The sequence below is a fragment of the Grimontia sp. AD028 genome (assembly GCF_000973155.1).
GTDB classification, from domain to species: domain Bacteria; phylum Pseudomonadota; class Gammaproteobacteria; order Enterobacterales; family Vibrionaceae; genus Enterovibrio; species Enterovibrio indicus.
On sequence record NZ_LASY01000119.1, the window covers coordinates 1 to 18,497 of the forward strand.

Here is an 18,497-nt window from a genome sequence, read left to right on the forward strand (position 1 = left end):
CCTTGAATTGAACGCATTGAGGGCCTCTGAATGCGAGCATCTTCAGGTAGTTTGGGTATATACCCTTGCAGACTGGTATGCCGATTTTTGCAGGGGGTAAAAAGGGAGTTCACCGTGACTGATAAAATCAAAATCGACATTGTGTCTGACGTTGTATGCCCGTGGTGCATCATCGGCTACAAACGCTTGGAGAGAGCTATCGATGAGCTGGGTATGCAGGATGTTATCGAGCTGGAATGGCAACCGTTCCAACTCAATCCTCATGTGGGGCCGGAAGGTGAGAATTTGCGAGAGCACTTGATGGGTAAATACGGCATCAGTCGGGAAGACAGCGACCGTAACCGCCAAAATTTAACGCAGTTGGGCCAAGAGCTTGGCTTCCAATTTTCATTCTTCGATGAGATGAAAACTCTGAACACCCGCGATGCGCATATTCTTTTGGAATACGCAAAAGAAAAGGGGAAGCAAACGGCACTCAAGCTGCGTTTGTTTGATGCTTACTTTTCTGAGAAGCAGGACATTTCGAACCGAGATACTTTGGCGAAACTGCTTGAAGAAGTGGGTCTAAGTGCTGAAGAAGGCATGGCCAAGCTAGAAGATGCTAAAGCAGCCAAGATCTTCAGCGACACTCAGAGTTACTGGCGTGGTCTTGGTGTTTCCTCCGTTCCAACGATCGTTTTCAATCGAGAAAGTGCAGTGACAGGCGCTCAACCTGTCGACGTGCTAAAGCAGATATTGAAAGAATTGGATTCTTAATATTGAGAAAGTCGACACATGGATCGTTCATTAGAATGCTCTGAATTTTAATATGACACGGATGTGATTATGAGTCTGTCAGACCACCCCCTCTGGCGTAAGCCCCAGCATCACTTAGACAGCGAAAAATCCAGCGATCACGTTCACTGGCTTGAGCTGTTCTATGACTTGGTGCATGTGGTTTCTATCTTCGTTCTGGGCAATTACCTCAGCCATCACCTAAGTGTGGAAGGTTTTGCCATCTTCGCCATGCTGTTCGTTGTGGTGTGGTTTGCCTGGTTCGATCTCAGCCTGTTCAACTCGCTATACGTGAGTACAGATATACGCCACCGACTGGTGATGGCAGCGCAGATCCTAACGGTGATGTTGATGACCTCGTCAATCCATTCGATTGACCACGGTGGCTGGGCGTTTTTTGCTGTTGGTTATGCCCTGAACAGATTGATCATTGCTTATCTCTATCGCCGGGCAAAAAAAGTAGGGGATTCTGAAGCCTCGCTACCTTGTGAAATGTCCCGTAACTACGGGAGCGCTTCTGTCATTTTTGCAGTGAGTGCTTTCCTGCCACAGCCTTACGGTTACATCTTGTTTGGCATTGGTATGGTGGTGATCTGGGCGCTGTTTGTTATGCCAAAGATTGGGATTATACGACATGAACGTCTGGTGCCGAGATTGGGTCACATGGCAGAGCGTTTTGCCCTGTTACTGCTGATTGTCGTCGGTGAAGGCTTTTTCAAACTGATCATCACTTTGTCAGAATACGGTGTCTCCAACGTGTCGCCGGATGTATTTGTAAACTACATTATCGGTGGTTTTTCATTGCTGGTGATGTGTTGGATTTACTTTGATTTTGCAGGCAACGGAAAACCACGAAATACAGATCCTAAAACCATGATGCAATGGACGTTATCTCACCTCTTGCTCATGTTGTCTGCGGTATGTGTGGGTGTGGCTTTGTCTGCTGAAGTGAAAGTGGGCTTCTGGGATCACTACCCGTTCAAGTATGCAGTCATTGGCTGTCTTGGTCTGGCTGGCTATCTCTATGCGTTGCTTCTTATTCAGAATGTGATTGAAGAGCGTACGGCACACCAATTTGCGACCGCTAAAATCCGCATGGTGGGCATTGGCCTATCCTTTGTGGCGCTAGCGATTGTCGCTTTTGTTCCGGCACTCATCGGCAACTTCGTTTGGGGTGCAGCACTGATTTCTCAGGCGGTGATCCCAATGCGAAATGCGTATGTCGCGATATCAGCGGCCGATACGCAAGCCAAAACTGAAGTGGAAGATGCGGGTTAATCAGGTGCAAGCGGTCGACAAAAAGCTGCCGGAATCCATCACGCCTTTTCAAATCGCGGTGCTGGTGCTTTCTGTATTTGTCGTGCTTTCGCTGATGGTAGAAATTCTGTTCCCACTCTCTGCTGAAACGCGACAGATCCTGTTATATGTAGACACCCTGATCTGTGGGGTGTTCTTCATTGATTTCGTTCAGCAGTTCCGTGCAGCAGAGTCAAAGCTGCAATATATGAAATGGGGATGGCTGGATTTGATTTCCTGCATTCCTTTGATGGACGTAAACCAATTCGCCCGCATTCTGCGTGTGGTGCGTCTGGTTAGGGCGATCAAGTCGATATCTATGATCACCCATGCCATCAGCGAAAACAAAGCGTCTTCCTCACTCCACTTTCTGATTGCGACTTCGCTGATCATGATGGTGTTTGGTTCTATCTACGTGCTTTCTCTTGAGCGCGGCATGCCGGGCGCAAATATCCAGACTGCGGCAGACGCATTTTGGTGGACTTTCATTACCATCACGACCGTGGGTTATGGCGATTTCTATCCCGTGACTTTCGAAGGAAGAATTGTCGCCATTATGCTGATCACAATGGGGGTGGGCATGTTTGGCAGCTTTACCGCGGTGTTTGCTTCCTGGCTGATTGCCGAGCCGAAGGACAACAACTCGCCAGCATTGGAAGCTGAAGTGCAATCACTGCGAAAAGAAATTCAGGAGCTAAAAGCGCTGCTGAAAGACAACAAAGGCGTCTAACCGGACGCCTTTATTTTTCGTGTAAACAGCTCTTCTTATCGTTGGGTCAGTGCCAACTTGATACCCAGCCCGACAAATAACGTTCCCGTTACCCGGTTAAACCAGCGGATAAATGCAAGCTTGGCCAAGGTTTGCTTCATCAACTTTGCCGCACCACCATAAAACATCAAAGAGCCAAATGAGATTGCCATAAAGCTCAGCGTCATGATGAAAAACTGCGGTGCGACAGGCGCGTTGGTATCCAGAAATTGCGGAAAGAACGAAGCAAAAAAGACGATGGCTTTAGGGTTGGTTATCGCCAGCAGCAAACTTTCGCCAAAGTAATGGTGATAGCGCTTATTCGGTTTTTCACTCTCTTCAACTTTTGAATTGCCTATTCGACTTGAGCGAAAAATCTTGATGCCAAGGTAGATGAGATAAATGGCGCCTATGGCTTTAAAGACAGTAAAGACGAGGGAGGATGTCATCAAGAGTGCGCCCAGGCCAAGCATAGACACCACCGAGAGAATGAACAGCCCGACAATATTGGCAAAGCTTGAGGTGGCAACCACTGACATTTTTCCCGTGAGACCATTACGGATGGCCAGCAAAATAGCGGGCCCCGGGCTGGTGACATAGAAAAATGATACGAAAAGATAAAGCAGAAAAGTCTCTAGCTGCATGAAAAGCGCTACTCCCTAAGCACTGGCAGGCCTTACAGATCCAGGTAAAGCCTCAACATGTCTTTATGTTGAACCCCATTTTCCCAAATAGGCTCATCATAGTTGTCTAAAAAATGGTCTTTGACAACATCAAATACCCGAAAGCCCATTCGCTGGTAGAAAGTGAGCTGATAACCAAACGTACCCGTACCTAATTCCAGCCTTTTCATGTCTTTGGCACGAACGAATTGGATCATGTATCGAAGCAGTTGTGTGCCACAGCCTTTGCCCTGAAAGTCTGGGGACACCGCAATGTTAAATAGCTCCGCACGTTGGTTACCGATAGGCTTGACCACGCATGCTGCGACCACATTGTCATCAGATGTTGCAATGACACACCAAGAATCAAGTAGATAAGAGGCGATGCTGGATGCTGATGGATCCGCTTCGAGGAGCAGTGACGCAGGAATATGTTGGGGTGTTACTTCGCTGAAAGTGATATTAGCAGGCATCTGATAGATACCTTTTCATAGTAATTTTAAAAGTCGTAGAAAAAAGCATAAATATCCTTTTTGTCGAGCATGGCTCTGTCCTTTGGGCTTATCCATCACCAGGTAGGACTGCGTAGAGCGGCTCACCGGTTTTCGCGCAACGAAATTCGACCGTATTCCCCTATGGGACGCTGAAGGAAAGAGTCTTGCCAACACTTTCTGAACGATAGCGAGCGGTGAATTCAACATGTTCAACACCGTGTTGGTTTAGATGCGCGATAATGTTGTCTTCGTCCAGTGGAGAAATCAGTAGGCAAAGATGGTCAACATTATTCTCCATCTCTGTTGGTTCTCCACCACCTCGTCATCCCAGTTGACTATGAATATTGACAATATCAATCAAGGCATTGCCCTCGCGCAATTTGGTCAGCAAACCACGGAACGCCAGTATAAAATGCGATCATGCTCTTGCGTTTGTCAGTTCTGAGAACCAGATGATCTATGCCCAGAATGTTAAGCATGATTCCTCCTGAATGCGGTGACGCGACGTGTGCCTCGAAATATGGACTTTTTGCGCGGATTACAGAGACGTAATGGGCAAGCTGCGGCGACGTGCTTTGGATTTGTACCATGCTTCTTTTAAGTACCATCCAAGTGTACTAAGGAGTACAGATAGGGTGGTGAACATCAGTATTTGCGTTGGAAATTGGAGGAAAAATGCTTCAACGCCTGAAGTGGGTTCGTAAAGGAACAGCGAAGCCAGACGCGATGACAACAGAACGATGGTAAGGAACAATGCGGTACGGACGATGTAAGAGAACTTTCCATAGCGGCGTTCTTCTCCCCATCGATAAAAGCGTTTGTCGAGTTCCATATTCGTTCCGGATTTTCAACTAAGACATTGATGCGGAAGAATAAAACGAACCTTTAAATTATTGCATTGCGAGTTGTAAATTTGCGAGCCACTCAGCGGGACGCACGGTTAAAAAAGCGCGGTGCATCCTGCCTTGGGAGATGAACGAGGTTTAGGTTGGCTTCAATCGCGGTGTTGACCGCCAGAGAAGTCGGTGTGCCGAGCGTGATCAGTGTGGCGACACCAGATAACACCGCTTTTTGCACCAATTCGATGCTGCAACGACTGGTGACCAGTAAGGCTTGAGTCGGTGCCAGCGCTTTGCTGCGAATTGCCGTTCCCAGCGTTTTATCCAGCGCATTATGGCGGCCAATATCTTCCCGGCACAGCAAAATCTCGCCTTGTTCATTGACCAACATCGCCGCGTGAATGGCACCGCTGATATGCCCCAAAGACTGCCACTGACGGAGAGACTCCCGCAGTTTGAGGATGCTGTCGTTTTTGAGGGTATCGATATATGGTAAGGGTTCAAAGGTTGGTATGGCGTGTTCGAGAGATTCAGTACCGCAAATCCCACACCCCGTGCGACCAGCCAAATGACGCTTTGTCAGGGAAAGTCTCGCCTGTGCGCGGTTGGCAAGCTGCACATTCGCAATCAGCGCGTCGTCTTTCTTTTCGATGTTGATGTCATGGATTTCGCTGCCACTTCGGATAATCCGCTCACTGAAAGAAAAACCATAAATGAAATCTTCAATATCCTGAGGTGTCACCATCATCACTGCGTGGCTGACGTCGTTGTAGCTGATGGCCAGTGGCGTTTCAGTTGGCAGGGTTGCAAACGAAGTGACCTGACTCTCGTCATCAATGTAATGATGCAGCGAGTGGGGAGGAAGTGGCGCATCCGGCTGCGCTTCGTCATCTTTCATTTTGCGATTCGTCATTCTCAGCCCTGAGCGGTATGTATGTCACGAAGCATAGTGCCAACCAGTTTAACGTGTTGCCCCAAAGTGTAAAAAAGGTGACATCACACTTTGTCGCAAACGCATTTCGGGCGGGCGCATTTGCACATTTCCCAGTGAGATCACCGCTTTACCATGCCTTTATACGGTGGCGTTTTTCCGCCTGACAGCAATGAAAAGACTACACTTTTCAGTGCCGTGACAAATTCAGTGACGGCGTTAAATTTTCCGGAATTCAGGACAATGGAATGACAGATTACTCAGGATTCGGGCTGTTTAAACACGCGCTCACTTTCCATGAAAACTGGCAACGGGCATGGCGAAACCCGACGCCGAAACCTCTTTATGACGTGATCATTGTTGGCGGCGGTGGCCATGGTTTGGCAACGGCTTACTATCTCGCCAAGGAATGTGGCGTTAAGAATGTTGCGGTGGTGGAAAAAGGCTGGCTTGGTGGCGGTAACACCGCACGAAACACCACGATTGTGCGTTCCAATTATTTGTGGGATGAAGCCGCACACCTTTACGAACACTCTCTCAAACTTTGGGAAGGCCTTTCCCAGGAGCTCAATTTCAACCTGATGTTCAGCCAACGTGGCGTGTTGAACTTGGGGCACAACCTTCAGGATATGCGTGATATTGAGCGTCGTGTGAGCGCAAACCGACTAAACGGTATCGACAGTGAAGTATTGGATACCCGAGGCGTACAAGAATTGGTGCCACTTCTTGATTGCTCTGACAATGCCCGCTACCCGGTCTTGGGGGCGAGTTGGCAGCCAAGGGGCGGCGTGGCGCGACACGACGCCGTTGCTTGGGGTTATGCCCGAGCCGCCGATCAACTGGGTGTGGATTTAATCCAACAAACGGAAGTGACCGGTCTTCGTATTGAAGACGGTAAAGTGAAAGGTGTAGAAACCTCTCGCGGGTTTATCGGCGGGGAAAAAGTGGGTTGTGTGGTTGCAGGTAACTCGGGTGAGTTAGCACGAATGGCGGGAATGACCATGCCACTGGAATCCCACCCCTTGCAGGCCATGGTATCTGAGCCAGTGAAGCCATGTATCGACACTGTCATCATGTCTAACGCTGTTCATGGCTACATCAGCCAGTCAGACAAAGGCGATTTGGTGATTGGGGCGGGTATCGACAGCTATAACGGCTTCGGTCAGCGCGGCTCTTTCCCTGTTATCGAACACACGATTTCAGCAATCATCGAGATGTTCCCTTTCCTCAGCCGTGTGCGAATGAACCGTCACTGGGGTGGGATTGTCGATACCTGCCCCGATGCTTGTCCCATCATCAGTAAAACGGACATTCAAGGGCTCTACTTCAACTGTGGTTGGGGGACTGGGGGCTTTAAAGCCACGCCGGGGTCGGGCCATGTGTTTGCTCACACTATCGCGAACGATTCGCCGCACCCTATCGCGGCACCATTCAACCTCAACCGTTTTGTCACGGGCCATTTGATTGATGAACACGGCGCTGCCGGTGTTGCGCATTAGGGTCAACAGACCATAGGGAAAGGAACGCAGATGCTACGGATTTATTGCCCTTACTGTGAAGAATACAGAGAAGAAGACGAATTCAGCTATGGCGGTGAAGCGCACATTGTTCGTCCGCTGGAACCTGAAGCCCTGAGCGATAAAGAATGGGGTTATTACCTGTTCCATCGCAAGAACATTAAGGGGAGCCACCGCGAAATGTGGTATCACGCTGCGGGCTGTCGCAAGTTCTTTAACGTGCAGCGCAACACAGTGACTTACAAGATTGAAGCGGTATACAAAATCGGTGAGTCCGCTCCCGAGGAAAATGGGGAGGCGGATGCATGAGTCAGATTAACCGTTTAAGTGAAGGCGGGCGTATCGACCGCAATTCGTCTTTCACATTTACTTTTGAAGGCAAAGTGTATCAGGGCCACGAAGGCGACACCTTGGCTTCTGCATTGCTTGCTAACGGCGTGAAAGTCGTGGGACGCAGTTTCAAATATCATCGTCCCCGCGGCATTTTAGGTGCAGGTGCAGAAGAGCCGAACGCGATTTTGCAGTTGGGCTCAGACGATGCCACATCACTGCCAAATCAGCGTGCTACACAGACCGAACTGTACGATGGTTTGAACGCCAGAGTGGCGAATGCTTGGCCAAGTTTGGATAAAGATTTCCTCTCTGTAGTGGGGAAAATTGGCGGTGCAATGATGCCTGCCGGCTTTTACTACAAGACCTTCATGTATCCGGAATCCCTTTGGCCGACCTACGAAAAGCAAATTCGTAAGGCGGCAGGGTTGGGTGAAATTCCACGTGCGAACGATCCAGATCAATACGATCACATGCATCAGCATTGCGAAGTGCTGATTGTTGGCGGTGGTGCTGCAGGCCTGGCTGCGGCAAGACAGTTTCTGGGCTTAGGCCAGCGGGTGATCCTGGTGGATGAACAGTCAGAATTTGGCGGAAGCCTGCTGCATTGCCGCGAGAAGATAAACGGCAACCCTGCAACCGATTGGGTCGCTGAGACGCTTGAACTTCTCGAGACTGACCATAATTTTATGCTGCTGCCAAGAAGCACCGCGTTTGGTTATTACGACCACAACTTTGTGGGTGCCGTAGAAAGGCTCACCGATCACTTGGGCGAAGAAGTCAGCGGCGTCCGCCAGCGCATCCATCATATCCGCGCTGAGCATGTTTTGCTGGCGACAGGGGCGATTGAACGTCCGCTGGTATTTGGTAACAACGATTTGCCCGGCAGTATGCTGGCATCGGCGGTACAGATTTATCTTCGTCGCTATGCAGTTGCACCGGGCAATGAGCTGATATTGATGACCACCAATGACGAAGCCTATGACGCGGCGATTGAGTGGCACAACAGTGGTAAAACCGTGGTCGCGATTGTTGATACACGTTCCTTCTCTGGTGGCGATCGTGTGAAAGAAGCCAAGGCTTTGGGTATTTCTGTATTGCACGGTCATGCCGTAACCAGTCTCCAAGGTGGCAGCCATGTCACTGGTGCGGAAGTGGCTCCTATTGACCGTGATGGAAAGAGCGTAACGGGTGCAATGAAAGTGCTGAGCTGCGATACGGTGGCGACCAGCGGTGGTTGGAGTCCTGCGCTCCACCTAAGTTGTCACACGGGTGGCCGGCCGACTTGGCGTGATGACATTGCCGGATTTGTACCTTCAAATACCGTTGAAGGAATGGATTACGCAGGCGCTGTCAATGGTGAGAGTGCGTTGCTGGAAGTGATTCAGGACGGGGCAGCCAAAGCCAAAGCCATTGCAGACGCATTGGGCTTAGAGCTCGCCGAAACGACAGTTCCTGTCGTCGATACATTGCAAACCGACTCGGCTATGGCGATGTACTTAGTGCCTTACCGTTTACCGGTCAGCCGCGCGCCAAAACAGTTTGTGGACTTTCAGAATGATGTTACCGCTGCGGGTATCGAGCTGGCAGTTCGAGAAGGTTACGAATCCATCGAGCATATCAAACGCTACACCGCGATGGGCTTTGGTACTGATCAGGGGAAAACGGGCAACATCAACGGTATGGCGATCGCTGCCAATGCAATGGGCAAATCCATTGCAGAAACCGGGACCACCATTTTCCGCCCAATGTACACGCCAGTGACCTTTGGTGCATTGGCAGGGCAGCATGTCGGCAAACTGTTCGATCCGGCGCGTTATACCGCGATGCACGAATGGCATGTCAAAGAAGGCGCGCTGTTTGAAAACGTTGGCCAATGGAAGCGCCCTTGGTATTACCCGAAGAACGGCGAAACCATGGATGAAGCCTTGGCGCGTGAGTGTAAGGCAACCCGCGAAAGTGTCGGTATTCTGGATGCATCCACACTCGGTAAAATCGATATTCAGGGTAAAGATGCCCGTGAATTCCTGAACCGCATTTATACCAATGGCTGGGACAAACTGGCGCCGGGACGTTGTCGCTATGGCCTGATGTGTCACGAAGACGGCATGGTGTTTGATGATGGCGTGACATCCTGCATTTCAGATTCTCACTTCATCATGACAACCACATCAGGTGGCGCAGCGGGTGTGCTGCAATGGCTGGAAGTGTGGCACCAGACGGAATGGCCAGAGCTTGAAGTCTACTTCACCAGTGTGACGGACCAATGGGCGACGATGACGATTTCCGGTCCAAATTGCCGTAATGTGCTGCGTCAGTTGGTTGGCGATGAAGATGTCTCTGAAGAAGCCATGCCATTCATGAGCTGGAAGCCGATGAAAGTGGCAGGCGTGGACGCCCGTGTTTTCCGCATCAGTTTCACGGGAGAGTTATCGTTCGAAATCAATGTGAATGCGAACTACGGCCTTTACGTGTGGGAGCAGGTGATGAAAGCAGGTGAAGCCTACAACATCACCCCTTACGGCACGGAAACCATGCACATTCTGCGTGCAGAGAAAGGCTTTATCATCGTGGGGCAGGATACCGATGGCTCGGTGACGCCGCAGGATCTCAATATGGGTTGGATTACCGGTAAGCAGAAAACCTACAGCTTCCTGGGTCGTCGATCCTGGTCACGGGAGGACACTTCCCGAACTGACAGAAAACAGCTGGTGGGCCTGAAATGTGTAGAATCACACAAAGTTATTCCTGAAGGGGCACAAGCAGTCGATAACCCTGACCAACCTGTCCCAATGACCATGGTGGGGCATGTCTCTTCTTCATACTTCAGTGCAGTATTGGGCTACTCTATTGCATTTGGTCTGATAAAAGATGGTCTTAATCGCATCGGGGAACATGTTTACTTCCCATTGGCAAATGGCAAGACACTCAAGGCGGAGATTTGCAGCTCAGTGTTTTACGACACTAAGAATGAGAAGCCGATGAACGCGAATGAAGATGAGGTATCGGCGCTGTCAGAAAGCTATGAACCAGTAAAACGCACACCTGTGCATCATCTTGGTAAATCGCACCCGTCTTCACCGGGCGTGCATTTACACGAACGCGATGGTGTGAGCCATCTCGTGTTACGTGGTGAGCCTACTGCAGAGTTCTCTGCGGCAGTGGAAAGTGCATTAGGGTTGACCTTGCCAGTTTCACCTTGTACTTCTTCGGTGAACGATTCGCTGCAAATTTGGTGGCAATCGCCAGATGAGTGGCTGATCCTGAGCTTCGATCAAGATGCAGGTACCATCGAGAAGAAACTTCGGGAAGCGTTGTCAGGGCATTTCCAAATCACGGATGTTAGCGGCGGGCAGACATTGCTAACACTGACTGGCTCTCATGCCAAAGATGTGCTGAAGAAATCTGTTTCATACGATGTCGATGGCAGAAGCTTCATCATGGGTAAGTGCGTTGGCACATCTTTCGCGAAAGGGCAGGTGTTTATGCGCCATCACAGTGAAAACTGTTATGACCTGATTGTGCGCCGAAGTTTTGCTGATTACATCGCGCTTTGGATACAACAATCTGCCGACGAATACGGGTTGGCGCTGGACTGCTAACTCAATACTCATTGCCCGCTTCATGCGGGCTTTGTTTTTCTTAGCCACGTGACGCATTAGCCACCTGCACTAGTGATATTGTCTATATACCCAAACGACCTGAAGATGCGGGATTCAGGCTATTTGGGCATTAAACAATAACGAGATGGCGCGCTTGGATTTTATCACTGACCCTTTGTTTTACCTGATGGCTATCCCTGCCGTGCTGATTTACGGCATCGGTAAAGGCGGGTTGGGTGGCGCGCTGGGTATCATCGCCGTTCCGCTAATGGCACTGACGATAGCACCGACACAGGCTGCGGCTATCTTGCTACCGATTCTTCTTGTGATGGACGTATTCGCCGTTCGCTATCACTACCGCAAGGCTGATTATTCCGTGATAAAGCAAATGCTACCGGGTGCGCTGGTGGGCGTTGCACTCGCAGGCTTCTACATGCAAGCCGTTTCGCAGGCAGGATTGAAGCTGACGATTGGGGTATTGTCGCTGTGGTTTTGTGGTCAGTATTTACTGAGCCTGTTAGGAATGGCCAAGCCCGCAAGAAGGGGAAATAACACCTTGGCAGCCACGCTTTGGGGCGGTGTGAGCGGGTTTTCCAGCACCACCATCCATGCCGGTGGTGGCCCTGCGAGTATTTATCTTCTTCCTCTGAGGCTCGAAAAAGTCACGCTGGTGGCTACCATGGCAGTGTTCTTCGCTGTGCTAAATGTTGTGAAACTTATCCCCTACGCGGCTCTTGGCGAATTCGATGCCAACAACTTGTCTACGGCTCTAATCCTGATGCCATTGGCACCTTTGGGCGTCACATTAGGCGTGAAGCTTCTGCACCGGGTCAGTCAGGTACGGATCTATCAGCTTTGCTACCTGTTTCTTTTCCTGTCGGGTGTGAAGCTTTCTGTGGATGGGATCAGCGGGCTTCTTTGACTATTTCCTGCTTAGCCTGAATGCGAGTGATACCGCCAGACTTTGAGCCAAACAGAGGGTCGCGGTTTGGGAGCGGAAGGATTCAACCTCTGCTTCTTTAATCACAAAGCAAACGTCGCTATTTGCCGCCAGAGGGCTCACCTGACTGTCGGTAAAAATGATTTGTTTTGCCTTTTTCGTGGCGGCGAACTCACACAGCTCAACCGTTTCTGGCGAGTAAGGAGAGAAGCTCGCACCAATCACCACGTCTTTGCTGCCCACCAACGCTAATTGCTCAGCTGCCATGCTGCCGAATCCGTCGACAATCACAACACGGCGTTCAAGATGACGAAGTGCATAACCCAGGTATGAGGCGATGCTGAAAGCACGACGCATCGCCACGATGTATATGGTTTCCGCGTTTTCTAAAAGATCGACGGCTGCATCCAACTGCTCGGGTGCGATTGCATTGGAGAGCTCCTGAAGCGCGACGGTATTGGCGTGACTAAACTGCTGCAGAATGTCTGACGGCGTTTCCAGTGCCCTTTCTTCACCTTGGGCGTTTTGTAGCAGACGGGCGCGTTCAGTATAGCTACTGGTTTCCTCTACGAGGTTTTTGCGGAACAGTTGCTTCATTTCGTTGAAGCCACTGAATTCAAACGCATTGGCAAAGCGGATCAGTGTTGAAGGCGGCACATTCGCATGAGTGGCAATGACCGCTACAGTGTCGAAGGCAATGCTGTTTGGGTTATCCAACACATAGTGAGCAACCTGCTGAAGCCGTTTGCTCAGGTCATGATAGCGGTGACGGATTTGTTGTTGTAATTCAGCGAGGTGAGTTGCAGTTGCCATAGCGATCCCTGATTTAGCACGTCTATGGCAAGTGTAATGTTTCGTTAAAGAATAGGAAATGGAATTTTTATTCCAATCCTTATACTAACAGCAACGGCGGGCGACTTAACTGAAAGTGATCTCGCTGAAGTGAGGGTTATCAACTAAGACCTTCATCGAGGTAACATTGTCGAGCACAACCAACACTTCTTCACCATCGACATCCAACACCATACATTCCTCTTTCTGGATATTTCGCGCGGTATCTTTGGCAATGCCTTCGTTAACGCCACCGTCTTTCATCACTAACCTCACGGGGTAGTGATACAAACAGGCGATTTCGACATAGTCATATTCGGCACATTTAATCATGAACCTTCCCTCCATGGGTGATAGTTCTTTTAGTGTGACCCAAAGAGTAAAAAACCGCTAACAATAGCGGGCTCAAATTTACTACTTGGCTTCCGCCGTATTAGGCAAAGGGACTGCAACCACCTCGACACGACGGTTCTCGGTTCTACCCGCTGCTGTTTTGTTGCTTTGTACGGGTTTGGTTTCCCCGGCAGAGGCAGTTTTGAGTTGCTTCTTGTCTCCGCCAGCATTAACCAAATAGCCTTTGACCGACTCTGCGCGTTTCAGACCCAAGGTCAGGTTATAAGCGTGCGAACCTACACTGTCTGTATGACCTGTAATGGAAAGTGGTGTTGAGGATGTTTTGATGGAATCCACAATCCCTGCAAGGATCTTCTTTCCGGTAGGGGTCAGGGAAGACTTATCAAACCCGAAGTGTACTTTAGCAATCAACCCACTTTTCCCTTGCTCTACCTTTGGAGTTTCGCGCACCAAGAGCTCCGCACATTCTTTATTGAGGCCTGTGTTTACGAGGGCGTCTATGAAGAGCGGAGTTGTAGGGTGAGCCTTCATAGGCCTTTCTAATTGAATATATTGATTTTTGTGAAAAAAGACTTCCGTTGATTGCCCAACTTCAATACGGAAAGCGACCTCAGTATTTTTATCTGAACAAATATCCTCAAATACAGTCGTCGAAATAGTGTTTGCTGACGCTGATTGAGCCATCAAAGTCAAAGCAATTGCAGTTAGCGAAATAGATGCCTTCATAGCGGTCCCATTGTTTCCTTAACTTCCAAAGTACAAACGGCCAACTTCTTCACTAATGAGTTCGAGAACCGTGTCATAAATATCTTGATATGAACTTGCCGATTGAATGTTCTCGGCGCCAGCGCAGGTTTGAAGACCCGGGTTTCTGTCGATGTCATAGCCAAAACCAATAACAAAGATACGTGCTTCAACGTTACGGCCATTAATCTGTCTTTGCTCCAGACGATTAATAATGTTGTCGCAAAGCCCAGCGTTATAAAGTCTCAGCGCTGCGTAGGATGGGTAACGGGTGTCACCAGCATAGTCAGGATGCCAATCCGCTCCGTCTGACAAGACGATGATCAATTTCCGCACATTTTCACCATTGTTAACAATTTTTGCAGCACTAAGAATGCCTTCATACGAGGCTGTACCGTGACTGGGATAGAACCCATCTATGATTGAACGGAAAGTTGGAAAATCATCGGTGAGAGCTAACGTGCCAAAGACTGAGCTGTCATTTGGATCTCTATCGGAGATGGTAGTTTGGGAGCCCTCCAATGGGTTAGCAACCGTCGCACCATAGTTAATGTTTGGGATATTTTGCCACCAACGCCAAGATCTGGAGCCTGAGTTATTGTAATACTGGACGTCGCTGTAAAAGGTGGTGCCATTGTGCGGATACATATTATATCCAACGAACGCGGCTTTATTCGCCAATCGCTCGCCGTTAATTTCTTGCTCGGTGGAGTCGTTATAAGACTCCAACCTTTCTGTGACACGTTTTATAACTTCGATAACACCTTCATATTTTGTATTGATATTGGCAAACTCGCCATCGTCATTATCTCCGCTCCAATCATCTAGCATTGAGCCTGAAAAGTCGGCAACAAAGGCAACATCAATTGTGAAGCCTTGATATTTCCTTGCTCTTGCTTCTCCACCCATTGTGACTGTTTCATCATATCCATAGCGATAGTCATTTTGTGGGTACCAGCTTGTGAAATCTGATTCAACGTTTACTTTATATTGGGTAAATATGAATCCGTCTCTGTCATAAACACCAGGCTTTCCACAATCCTCGCCATAGATTTCATCACAACTCAATCGCTGAATACTAATGTCGGATAGGTCTATATCGCCGTCTGGGGCGAAATTATCGACAAACCCTTTTGCTAGAATCTTATTTTCTTGATTGGAAGTAGATGCGTTTGCTGCCACTGCGAGAGACGCCATCTCTACGCCATCATTGACTCTTGCATGAGTCTGAAGGTAACGAGTGGACTCTATTGCAAGAACAAAAACACTCAGTAACAGGGGGAAAATAATAACGTAGAATATTGTCGCTATACCGCGCTGATTGTTAATTCTAGAGTACATGCCAATTCTTCCTATCGAGCAACAGAAACTGCAGTTGAACGAGCGAGTTCCCAAGTTTCACCCATTAACTCACCGAACATATTGTCAGTGCGATAACAGATAGTGACTTGATATAGTGTTAATCGGTTGCCGAAATTAGTGACTGGGGCTAATTCCAATTTTTGACTTAGCCGAGTGGCGGGTTCGCAGTTATAGCCGCCAAGGTCAAAAGTTCCGTTCCCACTACTCGAAGAGATAGGTTGCTGCTCACTGTTAAATCGTTGTTGTTCAATGAAAACGCCTAATCGGCTCGTATCGAAACTTTCCATTGTTGCCTCTAGTGACTCTGAAACTAAACGCAAAAATGTGGCTGCTTCTGCTGTCGATATTTCGTCTTCCCCATCAAAAAGCTGTGTTCGTTCTTTAATGAGGCTGACGGTGGAATAGGCGAGGCGGTCTAATTTACCCGCAACTGCCTGCTTTGAGACAATATCCATGGTAAATACAACGACAAAACTGAATAAAATAAGAACCATCACCAGCTCAATAGTAAAGGTACCTTTTTGTTTATTGGCTAAATTGGTCACGTTCGAATTCCTGAATGGCAAAGACTTCCCGGGTAAAGTTCATCGTGTCGGCTTCATATAAATAAGAAAACATAGGGTCATATTGGTAACTGACACGGTAAAGGGCTATTGGCTTATCTGACCCAACGGAGCTTCCTACTCGAGAAGCAGCTTCGTTTATAGAGTTATAAAACTCTACGGAAACGGTGAACTTATTGGGGTCTACAACGCTGGTCCAGAAGTCGTCACTGTTACGAATTGCATTGCGAAAAACCGCGTCATAGTTCGCGTTTGCAGATGCCCTTGCGGAACGAGAGGATTCTGCAATTGCGTAATCAACAACAGATGAGAGGTAACCAATGATACAAATCTCAACCCAAAACATGAGAAAGAAAAAAAGGAGCAAAAAACCAATGACAAATTCGGTGGTGACTATGCCGTTTTGATTGTTCTTTCGGAGTGATAACTGCTTCTTAAACGAATTCATCTTAGCCATCCCAACGAATTGTTAGGGTCTTTCCCTGCACTTTTATTTCTGGTTTTTCTTTTGTGTTCTCGCGCATTTCAAGCACGATACGTACAAAGCTTTTGTGTTCACCAAGTTCAATAGATTTGGCTGGGCCATCTTTTAGGTAGCGTTTGCGTTTGGTTGTAAAGTCTTTAGCACCTTGAACATCAAAAACCCATTTTTTACGTTTCTCAAGATATTGAGTATTGATTTTTCCTAGCTCGAAATCGGACGTGGCGATGTATTCACTTCCTCCGTCAGCTGGCAGATAGCGCATATCAGTTAACAAGTATCTCGTTCGCTTATTTTTCTTCGAGGTCTCTTTAGGACTTTCTTGCGACTTCTTTAACGCTTGCTGTTGAGCGACAAGTTTTTCTTTCTCCATTTTTGCTTCCAGCGCAGCTTTCACCCGCTGGCGGGCCAGTTCTAGAGGGTCAGGTTTTTGTGGTGCAATGGAAGTTATGCTGGAGTTTTGAGCGGAGATAAGCGCTTTTTTGTCTTCATCCGTTTCTAAAATGACCGAGATCTTTGGAAGAGCAGAGATAGGTTTGCTTGGCTCTTGGATAGCAGCCAACGTTTTAGCTACATCCATTTGGGGTTCTATCTCTTTTTCTTTCTTCGAGAGCGTCGCAGCTATTTTATTTGCTGATGCGTTGGCAGTATCTTGAGAAGGTAATTTCTCTGAGGTCTGAGTAAAGCTATTGAAAGGCTTAACATGGTTGAGACTAGAATACCTTTTACCTATCTGTTCTCTATCTCCTTCACTTGCCAGAAGCTGGCTAAATTCACGGGACCGTCCTGACTTCGCGAGTGAAAGCAGTAAATTGGCTTTAACGATTTGATCTGCTCGTCCGTTGGCAACCAGCGGCCAGAGAATGTCAGCCGCCTGATTGAAGTCTCCCCTTAGCATCGCAACCATGGCTAGGTTATTTTTAACGGTATCGTCGTTAAATCCATTGAGACGTGCATTGTCAAAAGCCTGTTTTGCCTTTTCTAACTCACCTCGTTGAGCAAGCAGCAAGCCTTTAAGATTGTATGCCTCTGAATAGTTGTTATCTAGGCGCAATGCGGTATTTACATGTTGTTCTGCAGCGTTGAGCCTATCTAGGTCGTACAACACATTTGCCCTGAGCATCTCCAACTGAGGGTCTTCGGTTGCTTCTAACGGTATCAATGCCAACTGAAACTGTGCCGCTTCTGGATCGCCTGACATGTATAGCGCGTCTGCCAATTTATGCCTTAGTTCCGGAGAAGGGTTGGTTTTGAGTTGCTCCTGATAGCGTTTAACCAGTGAAGCATAGTTACCGGTTTGTAACAGAAGCTGCTCTCCTTTCTCGCCTGCATAGTCTTCTACGATGCCGCTAGAGCTGCAGGCGGCTAACGCCATAAAAGATGCCGCAACAATTAAGTGTTTCATAGTCTCTCCATCATCCTCATGACACCTGGAGCGACGATCAGTATGACCACAGGTATCATGATAAAAATGATCAGTGGGATAGACATTTTTGATGACAGCTTTCCTGCTTTCTCTTCCAAAGAGAGGAGCTGTATCTTCCTAATGTCATTCGAAAGCGTTGTTAATATTTCATAGACGGAGGTACCGTGTTGCATGCTTTGTGTAAGGGTCATGACAAAGCTGTGCATTTCAGGGGATGGCACTCGCTCATAGAGATCTTGGAGAGCCTGATCAATACCGACTGTCCTGGCTCTGTCACTTAACCGCTTCAACATATATGCGATGTCGCGGTCGAAAGATGCCATCTCCGAAGTAAGATAAAAAAGGGTTGATTCGATGGTCATCCCTGTTTGAACACAAGTAGCCATCAGGTCTAACAGGAATGGAAGTTTGCGCGTGATTTTGAGGGCGAGCGCGCGGCGTCGCATTTCCAAATAAAGGTCAGGACCGATAACAAAAACTAGAGTTAATACGGATAACCAAATGACTTTGTTAAGTATTTCCTCTTGAATGGGTGCATCGCCTGCTAATACAACAATGGCTGAGGCTACACCAAAAACTGTATATTTTCCTAATATCGATTTT

20 protein-coding genes are annotated in these 18,497 nt (G+C 48.3%); 7 read left to right on the forward strand and 13 right to left on the reverse strand.

Annotated elements, in window-relative coordinates; translation table 11 throughout:
* The first annotated feature begins 114 nt into the window (after positions 1 to 114).
* The 3 genes from RN22_RS20755 (at position 115) to RN22_RS20765 (ending at position 2,800) form a co-directional block, all read left to right on the forward strand.
* Positions 115 to 756 carry a DsbA family protein gene (locus RN22_RS20755; protein ID WP_046307338.1) on the forward strand — a complete coding sequence of 214 codons (642 nt, stop codon included), beginning with the start codon at positions 115 to 117 and terminating at the stop codon, positions 754 to 756.
* A 69-nt stretch (positions 757 to 825) separates the two neighbouring features.
* On the forward strand, positions 826 to 2,052 hold the full coding sequence (locus tag RN22_RS20760) for a low temperature requirement protein A (protein WP_046307341.1): 1,227 nt from the start codon (positions 826 to 828) through the stop codon (positions 2,050 to 2,052).
* Positions 2,042 to 2,800: a potassium channel family protein gene (locus tag RN22_RS20765; protein WP_046307343.1), complete on the forward strand. Its 759-nt coding sequence runs from the start codon at positions 2,042 to 2,044 to the stop codon at positions 2,798 to 2,800. The genes RN22_RS20760 and RN22_RS20765 overlap by 11 nt, the downstream gene beginning before the upstream one ends.
* A 35-nt stretch (positions 2,801 to 2,835) precedes the next feature.
* On the opposite strand, the gene RN22_RS20770 is transcribed toward RN22_RS20765, so the two are convergent.
* The 5 genes from RN22_RS20770 to fdhD all read right to left on the reverse strand — a co-directional run bounded on the left by RN22_RS20770 (position 2,836) and on the right by fdhD (position 5,726).
* Positions 2,836 to 3,462, reverse strand: coding sequence for a LysE family translocator (locus tag RN22_RS20770; RefSeq protein ID WP_046307345.1), 627 nt, complete (start codon positions 3,460 to 3,462; stop codon positions 2,836 to 2,838).
* 32 nt (positions 3,463 to 3,494) lie between these two features.
* Positions 3,495 to 3,953 (reverse strand): GNAT family N-acetyltransferase, encoded by a 459-nt coding sequence (locus tag RN22_RS20775; RefSeq protein ID WP_046307347.1) that lies wholly within the window; start codon positions 3,951 to 3,953, stop codon positions 3,495 to 3,497.
* 160 nt (positions 3,954 to 4,113) lie between these two features.
* Positions 4,114 to 4,272, reverse strand: a complete 159-nt coding sequence (locus RN22_RS25495; RefSeq protein ID WP_231590945.1) for a hypothetical protein — start codon at positions 4,270 to 4,272, stop codon at positions 4,114 to 4,116.
* 240 nt (positions 4,273 to 4,512) lie between these two features.
* Positions 4,513 to 4,806, reverse strand: coding sequence for a hypothetical protein (locus RN22_RS20785; protein ID WP_046307351.1), 294 nt, complete (start codon positions 4,804 to 4,806; stop codon positions 4,513 to 4,515).
* Positions 4,807 to 4,898: 92 nt separating this feature from the next.
* Complete coding sequence (gene fdhD / locus RN22_RS20790) at positions 4,899 to 5,726, reverse strand: formate dehydrogenase accessory sulfurtransferase FdhD (RefSeq protein ID WP_046307353.1); 828 nt, start codon at positions 5,724 to 5,726, stop codon at positions 4,899 to 4,901.
* 266 nt (positions 5,727 to 5,992) lie between these two features.
* On the opposite strand from fdhD, the gene RN22_RS20795 reads away from it, so the two are divergent.
* The 4 genes from RN22_RS20795 to RN22_RS20810 all read left to right on the forward strand — a co-directional run bounded on the left by RN22_RS20795 (position 5,993) and on the right by RN22_RS20810 (position 12,115).
* A complete protein-coding gene (locus RN22_RS20795; protein WP_002539808.1) occupies positions 5,993 to 7,243 on the forward strand; it encodes a sarcosine oxidase subunit beta family protein in 1,251 nt (416 codons plus the stop codon).
* 30 nt (positions 7,244 to 7,273) lie between these two features.
* On the forward strand, positions 7,274 to 7,570 hold the full coding sequence (locus RN22_RS20800; protein ID WP_046307355.1) for a sarcosine oxidase subunit delta: 297 nt from the start codon (positions 7,274 to 7,276) through the stop codon (positions 7,568 to 7,570).
* The gene (locus RN22_RS20805) at positions 7,567 to 11,193 is read left to right on the forward strand and encodes a sarcosine oxidase subunit alpha family protein (protein WP_046307357.1); all 3,627 of its coding nucleotides are present in this window, start codon (positions 7,567 to 7,569) and stop codon (positions 11,191 to 11,193) included. The genes RN22_RS20800 and RN22_RS20805 overlap by 4 nt, the downstream gene beginning before the upstream one ends.
* Before the next feature lie 145 nt (positions 11,194 to 11,338).
* Positions 11,339 to 12,115 carry a sulfite exporter TauE/SafE family protein gene (locus RN22_RS20810; RefSeq protein ID WP_046307359.1) on the forward strand — a complete coding sequence of 259 codons (777 nt, stop codon included), beginning with the start codon at positions 11,339 to 11,341 and terminating at the stop codon, positions 12,113 to 12,115.
* Here the strand turns inward: RN22_RS20810 and RN22_RS20815 are convergent, their stop codons facing one another.
* From RN22_RS20815 to RN22_RS20850, 8 genes are all read right to left on the reverse strand, one after another.
* A complete protein-coding gene (locus tag RN22_RS20815; RefSeq protein WP_046307361.1) occupies positions 12,116 to 12,946 on the reverse strand; it encodes a MurR/RpiR family transcriptional regulator in 831 nt (276 codons plus the stop codon).
* A 105-nt stretch (positions 12,947 to 13,051) separates the two neighbouring features.
* Complete coding sequence (locus RN22_RS20820; protein WP_002539816.1) at positions 13,052 to 13,297, reverse strand: Rho-binding antiterminator; 246 nt, start codon at positions 13,295 to 13,297, stop codon at positions 13,052 to 13,054.
* 81 nt (positions 13,298 to 13,378) lie between these two features.
* Complete coding sequence (locus tag RN22_RS20825) at positions 13,379 to 14,044, reverse strand: OmpA family protein (RefSeq protein WP_046307363.1); 666 nt, start codon at positions 14,042 to 14,044, stop codon at positions 13,379 to 13,381.
* Between the two features lie 18 nt (positions 14,045 to 14,062).
* The gene (locus RN22_RS20830) at positions 14,063 to 15,403 is read right to left on the reverse strand and encodes a TadE/TadG family type IV pilus assembly protein (RefSeq protein WP_046307365.1); all 1,341 of its coding nucleotides are present in this window, start codon (positions 15,401 to 15,403) and stop codon (positions 14,063 to 14,065) included.
* 11 nt (positions 15,404 to 15,414) lie between these two features.
* Positions 15,415 to 15,969 (reverse strand): tight adherence pilus pseudopilin TadF, encoded by a 555-nt coding sequence (tadF, locus tag RN22_RS20835; RefSeq protein ID WP_082111451.1) that lies wholly within the window; start codon positions 15,967 to 15,969, stop codon positions 15,415 to 15,417.
* Positions 15,950 to 16,435 carry a TadE/TadG family type IV pilus assembly protein gene (locus RN22_RS20840; protein ID WP_052737579.1) on the reverse strand — a complete coding sequence of 162 codons (486 nt, stop codon included), beginning with the start codon at positions 16,433 to 16,435 and terminating at the stop codon, positions 15,950 to 15,952. The genes tadF and RN22_RS20840 overlap by 20 nt, the downstream gene beginning before the upstream one ends.
* A gap of 1 nt (position 16,436) precedes the next feature.
* Positions 16,437 to 17,873: a tetratricopeptide repeat protein gene (locus RN22_RS20845; RefSeq protein WP_046307371.1), complete on the reverse strand. Its 1,437-nt coding sequence runs from the start codon at positions 17,871 to 17,873 to the stop codon at positions 16,437 to 16,439.
* Positions 17,870 to 18,497 (reverse strand): type II secretion system F family protein (locus RN22_RS20850; RefSeq protein WP_046307374.1); only part of this gene is annotated, 628 nt, incomplete at its 5' end. The genes RN22_RS20845 and RN22_RS20850, both read right to left, overlap by 4 nt.

Bases quoted from the DNA above. Each gene is read 5' to 3' on its own strand.
- RN22_RS20765 (WP_046307343.1), top strand. From the start codon at position 2,042: ATGCGGGTTAATCAGGTGCAAGCGGTCGACAAAAAGCTGCCGGAATCC.
- RN22_RS20845 (WP_046307371.1), bottom strand. From the start codon at position 17,873: ATGAAACACTTAATTGTTGCGGCATCTTTTATGGCGTTAGCCGCCTGC.
- RN22_RS20815 (WP_046307361.1), bottom strand. From the start codon at position 12,946: ATGGCAACTGCAACTCACCTCGCTGAATTACAACAACAAATCCGTCAC.
- RN22_RS25495 (WP_231590945.1), bottom strand. From the start codon at position 4,272: ATGGAGAATAATGTTGACCATCTTTGCCTACTGATTTCTCCACTGGAC.
- RN22_RS20770 (WP_046307345.1), bottom strand. From the start codon at position 3,462: ATGCAGCTAGAGACTTTTCTGCTTTATCTTTTCGTATCATTTTTCTAT.
- RN22_RS20800 (WP_046307355.1), top strand. From the start codon at position 7,274: ATGCTACGGATTTATTGCCCTTACTGTGAAGAATACAGAGAAGAAGAC.
- RN22_RS20775 (WP_046307347.1), bottom strand. From the start codon at position 3,953: ATGCCTGCTAATATCACTTTCAGCGAAGTAACACCCCAACATATTCCT.
- RN22_RS20785 (WP_046307351.1), bottom strand. From the start codon at position 4,806: ATGGAACTCGACAAACGCTTTTATCGATGGGGAGAAGAACGCCGCTAT.
- fdhD (WP_046307353.1), bottom strand. From the start codon at position 5,726: ATGACGAATCGCAAAATGAAAGATGACGAAGCGCAGCCGGATGCGCCA.
- RN22_RS20795 (WP_002539808.1), top strand. From the start codon at position 5,993: ATGACAGATTACTCAGGATTCGGGCTGTTTAAACACGCGCTCACTTTC.
- RN22_RS20760 (WP_046307341.1), top strand. From the start codon at position 826: ATGAGTCTGTCAGACCACCCCCTCTGGCGTAAGCCCCAGCATCACTTA.
- RN22_RS20830 (WP_046307365.1), bottom strand. From the start codon at position 15,403: ATGTACTCTAGAATTAACAATCAGCGCGGTATAGCGACAATATTCTAC.
- RN22_RS20820 (WP_002539816.1), bottom strand. From the start codon at position 13,297: ATGATTAAATGTGCCGAATATGACTATGTCGAAATCGCCTGTTTGTAT.
- RN22_RS20810 (WP_046307359.1), top strand. From the start codon at position 11,339: ATGGCGCGCTTGGATTTTATCACTGACCCTTTGTTTTACCTGATGGCT.
- RN22_RS20825 (WP_046307363.1), bottom strand. From the start codon at position 14,044: ATGAAGGCATCTATTTCGCTAACTGCAATTGCTTTGACTTTGATGGCT.
- RN22_RS20805 (WP_046307357.1), top strand. From the start codon at position 7,567: ATGAGTCAGATTAACCGTTTAAGTGAAGGCGGGCGTATCGACCGCAAT.
- RN22_RS20840 (WP_052737579.1), bottom strand. From the start codon at position 16,435: ATGAATTCGTTTAAGAAGCAGTTATCACTCCGAAAGAACAATCAAAAC.